8 protein-coding genes are annotated in these 11108 nt (G+C 35.0%); 6 read left to right on the forward strand and 2 right to left on the reverse strand.

Annotated elements, in window-relative coordinates; genetic code table 11:
- Positions 1 to 18: 18 nt before the first annotated feature.
- The 6 genes from Q5N74_RS17705 (at position 19) to Q5N74_RS17730 (ending at position 10654) form a co-directional block, all read left to right on the forward strand.
- Positions 19 to 1620, forward strand: a complete 1602-nt coding sequence (locus Q5N74_RS17705) for a sulfatase (protein WP_304390328.1) — start codon at positions 19 to 21, stop codon at positions 1618 to 1620.
- Between the two features lie 42 nt (positions 1621 to 1662).
- The gene (locus tag Q5N74_RS17710) at positions 1663 to 3090 is read left to right on the forward strand and encodes a sulfatase (protein ID WP_304390329.1); all 1428 of its coding nucleotides are present in this window, start codon (positions 1663 to 1665) and stop codon (positions 3088 to 3090) included.
- Between the two features lie 123 nt (positions 3091 to 3213).
- Positions 3214 to 5463: a hypothetical protein gene (locus tag Q5N74_RS17715; protein ID WP_304390330.1), complete on the forward strand. Its 2250-nt coding sequence runs from the start codon at positions 3214 to 3216 to the stop codon at positions 5461 to 5463.
- Between the two features lie 144 nt (positions 5464 to 5607).
- Positions 5608 to 6291 carry a sialate O-acetylesterase gene (locus Q5N74_RS17720; protein WP_304390331.1) on the forward strand — a complete coding sequence of 228 codons (684 nt, stop codon included), beginning with the start codon at positions 5608 to 5610 and terminating at the stop codon, positions 6289 to 6291.
- Positions 6292 to 6316: 25 nt separating this feature from the next.
- Complete coding sequence (locus tag Q5N74_RS17725) at positions 6317 to 7945, forward strand: right-handed parallel beta-helix repeat-containing protein (RefSeq protein ID WP_304390332.1); 1629 nt, start codon at positions 6317 to 6319, stop codon at positions 7943 to 7945.
- A 15-nt stretch (positions 7946 to 7960) separates the two neighbouring features.
- Positions 7961 to 10654 (forward strand): glycoside hydrolase family 2 TIM barrel-domain containing protein, encoded by a 2694-nt coding sequence (locus Q5N74_RS17730; protein ID WP_304390333.1) that lies wholly within the window; start codon positions 7961 to 7963, stop codon positions 10652 to 10654.
- Here the strand turns inward: Q5N74_RS17730 and Q5N74_RS18995 are convergent.
- Both Q5N74_RS18995 and Q5N74_RS17735 read right to left on the reverse strand, forming a co-directional pair.
- Complete coding sequence (locus tag Q5N74_RS18995) at positions 10636 to 10728, reverse strand: hypothetical protein (RefSeq protein WP_369686042.1); 93 nt, start codon at positions 10726 to 10728, stop codon at positions 10636 to 10638. The two genes, Q5N74_RS17730 and Q5N74_RS18995, sit on opposite strands and share 19 nt — an antisense overlap.
- Before the next feature lie 24 nt (positions 10729 to 10752).
- On the reverse strand, positions 10753 to 10932 hold the full coding sequence (locus Q5N74_RS17735) for a hypothetical protein (protein ID WP_304390334.1): 180 nt from the start codon (positions 10930 to 10932) through the stop codon (positions 10753 to 10755).
- Positions 10933 to 11108 lie beyond the last annotated feature (176 nt).

Raw genomic sequence — 11108 nt, forward strand, 5'->3', positions numbered from 1 at the left:
ATCCTAATAAAATTCATAATGAAACAAATATTTGTAATATTTATAACTTTTTTGTGTTTATCAAGTTGTTTGTCAACTAAAAGTAAAGAGACTTCAACAGATACACCGCCAAACGTGCTTTTTATTTCGGTAGATGATTTAAACGATTGGGAAGGCGTATTACTTGGACATCCACAGGCTATTACACCTAACATGGATAAGTTATTTAGTGAAGGCGTTTTATTTACAAATGCCCATGCATCGCAACCTGTTTGTACGGCTTCTAGAAACTCAATTCTTAGCGGTATTCATCCCACGTCGTCTGGTTGGTATAGTTCTACGGCTAATATGAAGAAGAATTACGAAACCGTAATGGCAAATCATAACATGCTACCAGAACATTTTAAAAACAATGGTTATAATACCTACGCTACGGGGAAAGTTTTCCATAGCGGCGAATCGGATTATAAAGATAAAACAGATGATTTTTGGACTGAATATTCGCCTCAATTTTGGAGAAATATGGAACCGCATATAAAAGAAAACGGTTATGGGTATCGAGGTACTATGTTTTATCCTTTTCCAAAAAATGGAGGTCAGTTAGTAGAACTTTATGGTGAAAAAGATATAATTGAAAACTATAAGGATACTAATAGATTTTACTCCTTATGTGGCGGCCCTTTAGAGGATGAAGACATTCCTGAAAAAGGCATGTATGATGAGCAAATAGCTAATTGGGCTATAGATAAGCTTAATCAAAAACAAGATAAACCATTTTTTATGGCAGTTGGTTTTATTCGTCCGCATGTACCATATACAGCACCAAAAAAATATTTCGATTTATACCCTATTGAGGATATTGTTGTACCAGAAGTTCCTGAAGATGAATTCGAAGATATTCCCATTATGGGAAAAGCCATTGCTTATGGTTACACACCTCGTGGAGGTTGGGGCGATGTGAGCCAGAAAAAAGAAATTTTACCAGAATTGGTGCAATCGTATTTAGCTTGCGTAACCTTTGTAGACGAGCAAATAGGAAAGGTGATTGATGCTTTAGAGAAAAGTCCGAATGGAAAAAACACCATTATAGTTTTGTGGTCCGATCATGGGCAGCATCTAGGAGAAAAAAGACATTTTAGAAAACAAGCCCTTTGGGAAGAAGCTACAAAAGTGCCGTTATATTTCAAAGTACCAAATAACAAAAGTAACGGGCAGAAAAGCAGCCAGGTGGTTAGCCTTTTAGATGTATATCCTACATTAACAGAACTTTGTAGTCTTCCTGAATTACCAAAATTAGAAGGCGAAAGTATGGTGCCTTTAATTAATGCACCAGAAACAAAAACAGAGCGATCTATATTAACAACATGGTATTACAAAAACCATGCAGTAAGGAGTAACGATTGGAGATACATTAGGTATCGCAATGGCGGCGAAGAATTATACAATCATAAAATCGATCCTGGAGAACACATTAATTTAGCTGGTAATCCTGAATATGCTGAGATTATTGAAACACATAAAAAATGGTTGCCAAAACAGGATGCTATTCCTGCCGGTTCAACCGAATGGGAAGGCGATAAATTAGATGGTATTGTAAAAGAATGGGAAGCTAATAACACTATTCCTAAGTGGCTACGATAATCGATTAAAACAATTTTTATTACTAATAAAGAATATTACCCTATGAAACGAATCGTTCTCCTTTTTATAAGTTTAGGTCTTTTTGCAAGCTGTTCTTCATCTAAAAAAGTAAAAACAGAAAAGAAACCAAATGTACTGTTTATTGCGGTCGATGACCTAAATGACTGGGCAGGTTATATGGGCAATAACCAAACTATTACTCCAAATATGGATGCTTTAGCTTCTCAAGGAACTTTTTTTAATTCAGCCCATTGTCAATATGCGGTTTGTGGTCCTTCACGGGCGAGCGTAATGTCTGGAATGTATTATCACAGTTTGGGCTTCGGAATGGAAGGCAGTATACAGAGGGAGGATGAAGAGGTTGTTAACGCTGTTAAAGAAAAAGGTTCTTCATTGATTTATCAATATTTTTCGGATTATGGTTATAAGACGATGGCAGCTGGTAAGCTCCTTCATCACCACGTTCCCGAAGAGACAGTTGATGTATCTCACGGTCGTGGTTCATGGGACTTTAATTTAGATGAAAATGGAAAAAAGAGAAGACTAAACTGGTTCGGCTCAAAAGGACTTTTAGATTGGGGCCCAATACACAAACCAGAAAATGAAATGAGTGATTATAAAGCCGCTGAGTGGGCTGTAGATCAACTATCACAGGAACACGATAAACCATTCTTCTTAATGACAGGTTTTATGCGTCCGCATACGCCTTTATATATTCAACAGAAATATTTAGACATGTATCCTCTTGATGACATCGAACTTCCGCCTTATAAAGCCGATGATTATGATGATATTCCTGAAGCAGCCGAATCGGTTTGGAACTCGTATCCCGATGTACCATGGGCAATTAAGAATAACCAATGGCGGAAAATGCTTCAGGCTTATATGGCTTGCATAACCTTTACAGATACTCAGGTTGGAAAAATATTAGATGCCCTAGAAAAGAGTCCGTATAGAGATAATACCATTGTCGTTTTATGGTCGGATCACGGATTTCATATGGGAGAAAAAAGTAGGTTTCAAAAACACACGGCGTGGGATCGTTCAACTAAAGTGCCATTAATCATAAAGGATCCTAGATCTAGTTCAATAAACGGTATTGCGAAACCGGTTGAATCTAACGTTCAACTTATTGACCTTTATCCAACACTATTAGAGCTTTGCGGATTACCTGAAAATAAACAAGTTGAAGGGCAAAGTCTAGTTCCTCTTATAAAAAATACTAGCCTTGAATGGAAACACCCAGCTTATACCTTCAGAAGAGGGAAATATGCTACTGTGAAATATGGTTCGTATCGATTTACAGAATACTTTGATGGTTCTCAGGAACTTTATAACCAGGAAAACGATCCAAATGAATGGAATAACCTAGTGCATTTAAGTAATGATAAATATAAAGCTATCATCGAAGATATGAAAGGAATGTTGCAAGAACCACATGCGGTATTGGGTTATGAGCAGTCCAAGTAGCGGTGACGCTCTAATTTTAAAAAGCGAGAATAGACGATTTAATATTATGAAGATGCAGGAGCTATTATAGTAATAGAGAATTTAAACGAATTAATAGCAGATAAATTAAATAGTGATAATAACATGAAAGTAACTAATGGTGCTACCAAATTAGTTTTAATTGTATTTTTTTGTACGGTGTTTATACCACGTCAGGGGTATTCAGGAAACATTATTGATACTAGCGATTACGCCTATTGGAGAAAACTGGCAACGACTTCTAAAATGTTTGGAGCGATGAAAACCAGTGCTATTTCCATTGCAAATCTAGGAGATGGTGAAACCCGAGATGTTATGGGAGCTAATGCGCTAGCCTATATTCTAGACCCTGTAAATAAAGCTAAATATATTAGTGCTATTAAAAATAAATTCGAAACTAGAATTCAAACTATTGTAATTGGTAATGGCGCCGCTACATCTTCTGTACGCTCTCATGAATTGTTTTATGCCCTTTTGGCACTCGATGTTATTCGATATGATTTGGATGCTGAGGTTCTTTCTAAATATGAAAGTTGGCTAGAAGATAAAATAATGGCCTTAGTAATTGGAAAATGGGATCCTCATGGATGGGCTATGAGAATGATGTATTATAAATATATTGGAGACGACGCCAAATTTCTAAATGCAAAAAAAGAATTTGATATAGGATTATCAGAGCACTATATGCCTAATGACGGAGTATCACCTGCAGGTAATGGCTACTGCGTACAACGATGGAACTCCATTGAACGTGCAGCCAAAAACACCATGTTAGATATTATGGAATATATGGGGTATAACGAATATTACAGTAACCCAGGAATTGTAGGATTAAAAGAATTTATATATGGTTATGCTACAGCGCCTTTCGGAAGAATTTTACTGTACGGCGATTCACGAAATACCGAAGTTCAAAAGCCATGGGATATTGAAGAAGGGAATATCATTTTGTCACCACATATCGTTTCGGCCGCTCGGTTTTCACCAGAAGCCTATAAATATGCTATGTGGGTATTACGTGAAGGTGCTGGTGTTTCAGAAGGTGTTTTAAAAGGGCATTTGTCAAATTACCTAATTATGGCAGGAACAGCTGCAAAAAATAATCCATTAGAATTTAATACCGATGATGCAGAATTAGCACCAAGTCGTTTATTTGAAAATTATGGTGCTTTAAAATCCAAAGATCAATCTACCAACGGCCTTTATATGAGTATGATGAATCTTAAGGGGAATATTGAATATCATACCCATTATGAAACTAACGCATTGGCATTGGCCGGATATGGTGAAATTTTAATTCGTAATGCGGGATACGATGGGCCTAATACCAATGCTACTATAAACGGAGTAACAGCTACTTTCGATTTTATGCATTCAAATTCAGAAGCAGCTAATGCGTTAATGATAGGCGGGAAAAGACATACCTCAAAAGTGGGAGATGGTATTATTGAAGGCATAATAGGACAGGATATAGAATATTTTAGAGGCTCTAGTACTAAAGCTATAGAAGGAACTCATTTTAGAGATGTAGTATTCATGCAACCTTCCAATAATGTTAATGGCTATTATGTGATTATGGATCATGTAACAACACATAAACCAGAAGATAATGTAAATGTTGTGTGGCATCCTAATTCAGCAATTTTAAATACCGTTAAGGATGCTACCGAATATTTTTCTGAAATTAAAATAGAAAAAGGAAATGCAGGGCCTCGTTTGTATTCTGATAACAAGGCTACATTAACAACCTTTTTAGGAACAGAACCAGCATCGGTAGAATTAAAAAAGACAGCCAATCAAGATAGATCTGGGTACGCCTTTGCTTCAGATTATATGTATGTTAATTACAATACACGCAACCAACAAGCCGATATTTTAACCGTGCTATTTCCTGGTGATAAAACTCATAAAGCAGGAGATTTAAAGAGAATCAAAACTGGCGATTATTCAGGTAGTGAAATTACTCAAAGTCAGGTTGTAGATGTAGCACTTACCTCTGGTGGAAATGTATTAGGAAAACGTGGTTTAGAATCTTTTCAAGGAGAAGATATAGTTTACAGAAAACTAGGAAGGAAATTGGTTTCTTATTTTGTAAAGGGATTATCCTTTAAATCAGTGCAAGATACGCTAATAGGGTTTCAATCCGAAGCTTCAGTTGCACTATCCATGAATACTCGAGTTGACGTTAAAGGAGTAAAAGGAAAGATTGTTTCTCCCGGAACTAAAGTGACTTTTTATGCAGCGGGTGTTTCAGCAGTAAAAATTGATGGTATAAAAGTCCCTATAGTTAATTCTAAAGCGGATAATGTTACCGTTATCATTCCGAAAGGCATTTTTAAGGTCGAATTATTATAATGGCTTTTTGAAAAAAAAGAATAGAAAATTAATTGAAAATAAAATTATTAAATGAATAAATTCAAAATACTTTTATTGGTATGTGTTGTTTTTTTGTATCAATGTAAATCAACATCTAGTTTAGCAAAAAGTAATACCCAAACAATGGATCTTTACCTATGTATTGGGCAATCTAATATGGCGGGGAGAGCACCCATAGAATTGCAAGATCAAGATAGCATTCCAAATGTATTTCTATTTACTGGTACTGAAAATAAGCCATGGGAAAAAGGAGCAAATCCTTTAAATAAATATTCTACGATTAGAAAGGATTTAAAAATGCAAAAAACAGGTCCTAGTTATGGTTTTGCAAAAGAAATGGCTCAAGCCATGCCAAATCAAAAAATAGGATTGATTGTTAATGCCAAAGGCGGTACGTCTATTGAAGAATGGGAACCAGGAAAGACCTTTTATAATGAAGCCATAAGTCAAGTGAAAAAAGCCATGAAAGATGGTGTTTTAAAAGGTGTTATTTGGCACCAAGGTGAAGCGAATTCAAGAAAGTATAAACAATATATGCCAAAAATAACAGCATTAATTGAAGCTGTGAGAAAAGATTTGAACGTACCTAATTTACCATTTGTTGCCGGACAATTATCACCAGATAAACCACTACGAAATAATTTTAATGCCATGATTTTGGAGTTGCCAAACACGGTTAAAAATACAGGTGTTGTTACTACTGAAAACACATCAACCATAGATAAAACACATTTTGATAGTGCAAGTCAGCGACTTTTAGGAAAACGGTATGCCATCGAAATGTTAAAACTAATTTCAGAAAAATAATAAAATCAAAACGCTTAAAATTATAATGGGAAATAGAATTGTTTACGTTTTTGTTTTTATGTCTGCCTTGTTGCAAGCCCAAACCACCTATTTTGTGGACGATCTTATTGGGCAAGACACCAACAATGGTACAAGTAAAGAAGCGCCGTTTAAAAGCATCGAAAAATTAAATCAATTGCCGTTAAAACCAGGTGATTCTGTGCTTTTTAGAAGAGGTGGTTCCTGGAAAGGTAACTTTATACCAAAGGGAAGTGGTGTTAAAAACAAACGCATAGTTTTTGGAGCTTACGGTTCGGGACCAATACCTATTTTAGATGCTGCTGGTAGCATTGCTAATGGAGAATCTGTATCTTATACTATTCGATTCTTTAATCAAGAATATTTAGAATTACGCGATTTAAAAATTAAAAATTATGCCGTTTCAGAAACGCCAAGGGAGTATCCAATAAAAAATAATGCGACTTATGTATATGCGCCTAAAATGGGAATTTATATAGAAGGAAAGGATTGCGGGACACTTCACGATATTCAATTAATTAATTTAGAAATTTGCCATGTAAATGGTGATATGAGTACCAAAGATAATGGAGGTGTTTTTGTTGAAATTACTAGAGATAAAATCGTTTCACAACAGAGAAAATCTAATTTCGATGGTTTGTATGTTGAAGGCTGCTATATTCATAATGTAGATAGAACGGGTTGGTCTAACAAATCTGTTTGGGACCGTAGATCTTTAAATAGCAGTTGGGGAGAAACGCTAGCAAATGGTAAAATTCACAATTGGTATCCAAATACAAATGTTGTTTTTAGAAACAATAGATTCGAAAAAGCTGGTGCTAATGCTTTAATTGTTAGGGTAGCAAAATCACCATTAGTAGAATATTGTTTGTTTACATATAATGGCATTAAAGGTAGCGGTAATGCATCTTTCCCATTTAATTGTGATAATGCCCTTTTTCAGTATAACGAGGCGTCGTACACCTATTATAATAGTAAAGCCGATAGTTGGGACCATAAACCAGATGTAGATGCAGGTGGTTTTGATAGTGATTGGAATTGTAAAAACACCATATTTCAGTACAATTATAGTCATCATAACGGTCATGGAGGCATCCTTATTTGTAACGACGGAGCCAGTAAAACTAGTTTTAATGATGGCACAATTATTAGGTATAATATTTTTGAAGACAATGCCCATCATATTGTAAGGAACTCTGGTACTACTACAAATACTAAAATTTATAACAACGTCTTTTTTGCAGGTAAGGCGCATGATGCAGTGCAGCTTATTTATCATAAAAGCTGGAACGGATATCCGGATAATACGGAATACAAAAACAATATATTTTATTCATTAGGCGAAGGGAATATGTTTGAATTTACTAAAAGTACCAGTACCACTTTTCAAGCCAATACCTTTTTTGGAGATATAATAAACGAGCCTAAAGATTCAGCTAAAAGTAAATTGAATCCGCAGTTTAAAAGTGCTATGCCTGCTAGAACTAATTGGAAGTCTTATTTAAGATTCTTATTAAAAGATGAATCTCCGGATATTAATAAGGGTGTAAAAATTGATGGACACCCAATGATTGACTTTTTAGGAAATCCAATACAAGGAAGTCCAGATCGTGGCGTATTCGAAAATATTGATTAACTATTACTATTGAAAATGAGAAAAAATATTTATGTTTTAATGTTTACCATCGCTGCTGTTTTTAATGGATGGTCTCAATCGCATCAAAAATTCACCATTAATAATAATTGGGTGTTTTATAAGGGCGATATAGATGTTTCTAAGATTGAAAATTCTTCAACAGAAAAAGAAGCCCAATGGGAAACAATAAACATTCCGCATACATGGAATAATATAGATGCGACAGACGATACACCAGGCTATTATCGCGGTATTGGTTGGTATAAAAAAAGCATATTTATAGCAGAAGAAGAGCGTCCAAAAACTAAAACCTTCATTTATTTCGAAGGTGCAAACCAAGTGGCCGATTTGTATGTAAATGGAAAAAGGGTAGGGCAGCACAAAGGCGGTTACACAAGGTTTCATTTCGATATTTCATCATTTTTAAAATATGGTCAAGACAATATTTTGGCTGTAAAAGTAGATAACAGTCATAATATTGACATTCCACCACTATCTGCCGATTTCACATTTTTTGGTGGTATTTATCGCGATGTGTTTTTACTTAAACGTAGCGCTATTTATTTTTCAATGGACGATTATAGTACGTCGGGTGTTTACATTAGCACACCTGAGGTTTCAAAAACTATAGCTAAAGTTGAGGTAAAAAGCCTGATTAAAAATGAATTGATTGGCAATAAAGCTGTTAACCTTGTAAATCGAATTATTGATAAGTATGGACAAACGGTTGCAACCACTACTAAAAAAGTAAAATTCAGCAAAAACGAAAAAAACAAAACGGTTTTAGAGGCTTTTACTATTAAAAACCCGCAGTTATGGTCGCCCGATAATCCGTATTTGTATAACGTAATTACCCAAATTGAAGATGCCAAAACGGGAGAGGTTTTAGATCAATCTATTGAGCCTTTAGGGTTACGGTGGTTTAACTTCGACCCAGAAAAAGGGTTTTTCCTTAACGGTGAGCATTTAAAATTAATAGGTACAAACAGGCATCAAGATTATTTAAAAAAAGGGAATGCATTATCCGATGAAATGCACATGCGCGATATACGATTGCTAAAAGAAATGGGTGGTAATTTTTTAAGAATTGCACACTATCCGCAAGATCCAACCGTGCTAGAAATGTGCGACAAACTTGGTATTTTAGCTTCAGTAGAAATTCCTATTGTAAACGCCATTACCGAATCGGAAGCCTTTACCGAAAACTGCCTTGTTATGGCAGAGGAAATGGTAAAACAAAACAACAACCACCCATCTCTTATTATTTGGGCGTATATGAATGAGGTGCTTTTACGTTTACCATTTAGTCAAAAAACAGAAAAAGCACGTTACGAAATTTATGCAAAAAACGTCACCCAACTGGCGTCTAAAATAGAAGCTCATATTCGAGAACTCGATTCTAGTCGATATACTATGATTCCTAATCACGGTGCTATCAGTCGTTACAAAGATGCAGGTTTAACTGCGGTGCCTATGATTCTTGGTTGGAATTTATACCAAGGTTGGTATGGTGGGGTTTTTAAGGGGTTTGATGAAAATCTTGATGAGCTCCATGAATTGTTCCCTAACCAAGCTTTAATTGTAACAGAATATGGAGCAGACGTACATCCTAGATTGCATTCCTTCGAATCGAATCGATTTGATTATACTGTAGAATATGGTAATAAATACCACGAACATTACTTAAAATCTATAGTAGAAAGGCCTTTTATTGTTGGAGCTAATATTTGGAATTTAAACGATTTTTATTCCGAATCTCGAGGTTATGCTTTGCCACGAACCAATTTAAAGGGTATTACAACTTTAAACAGAGAAAAGAAAGATACATGGTGGTTATATAAAACCTATCTTTCTAAGGAGCCTGTGGTTAAGTTTGGGCAAAACCAATGGACAATTCGTGGTGGCGTTGCCGAGTCAGGCACGCAACATTGTACGCAGCCTGTTACGGTTTATAGTAATGGTAATTCGGTAGAATTATTACATAATGGAAAAACTTATAATGTTGAGGTTAAAAACAATATCGCTCGTTTTTCAATACCATTTGTAAATGGAACTAATGCTTTGGTTGCTAAAAGTGTCATTGATTCAAAGACTTTTGTAGATGTTATGGATGTCGATTTTAGGTTAGCACCCAATAAGTTTTCGGATTATAAAGATGAATTTTATCAGCTAAATGTACTTTTAGGTTCAAAGAGAATATATGAAGATAAAAAACAAAGCATCATTTGGATTCCAGAAAAAGCATACCAAGCAGGTAGTTGGGGATTTGTTGGCGGTGAGCCTTACCAACCTAAAACGAAATACGGTAGTTTACCGAGTTCAGAGCTAGATATTATCGATTCAGAAAACGATCCCATTTATCAAACACAGCGTGTGGGAATAGAGCAATTTAAACTTGATGTTCCGGATGGGAAATATGCGATAACCTTACATTGGGCAGAACTAGAATCGGATAAAGAACACGAAAAATTAGTCTATAATCTAGGAGACGATAAAGTAAAGGAAGATATTTCAGATCGGGTTTATAACATTCTAATCAATACTGTTTATGTTGAAAAACAATTTAACTTAAGAGCACGCTATGGCTCGGAAAAAGCAGTCCAGATTAAATACGAAATTCAGGTTACTAGTGGTAAAGGCATTATTATCGATTTTGAGAAAATAAAAGGCTTGCCGGTATTAAATGCTTTTCAAGTTAGAAGAATGTAAGATTTATTACTACTTCGTGGTCTTTTACTTTCTATGCTAAATAATTTTACATAATAAATTAGCTTACTAAGTATTTGAGGTTTATATTTTTAAAAGAATTATATTTCGTCTACCTTACTTGAAAACTTTGATTTAACTACAATATGCCTAGAATCTTCTAATGCTTTTTTTATTAGAATAATTGCTGATTCGGCAATATCAACGATGTTTTCACTGTTGGCTTCTAGGTGTTCTAATTCTTCCTCAAGTTTGGCAATTATTGGGGCATAATTTTTCAAAAAAGCAGGTATTGGTTTCTAATTCATTGCTTTAGCTTTTAGATGAAATTTGATAGTTTATATTCTACTTAAACACTCCAAAAAAAGCGTTCTTTAGGTTTTTGTAAGCTTCCCCTATAACCGAACTGTTTAAAAGTGTAAAATAATTATTAATTTTAAACAGTATTATGAGAAAA

It is taken from the genome of Mariniflexile sp. AS56, from assembly GCF_030552475.1.
GTDB lineage: Bacteria > Bacteroidota > Bacteroidia > Flavobacteriales > Flavobacteriaceae > Mariniflexile.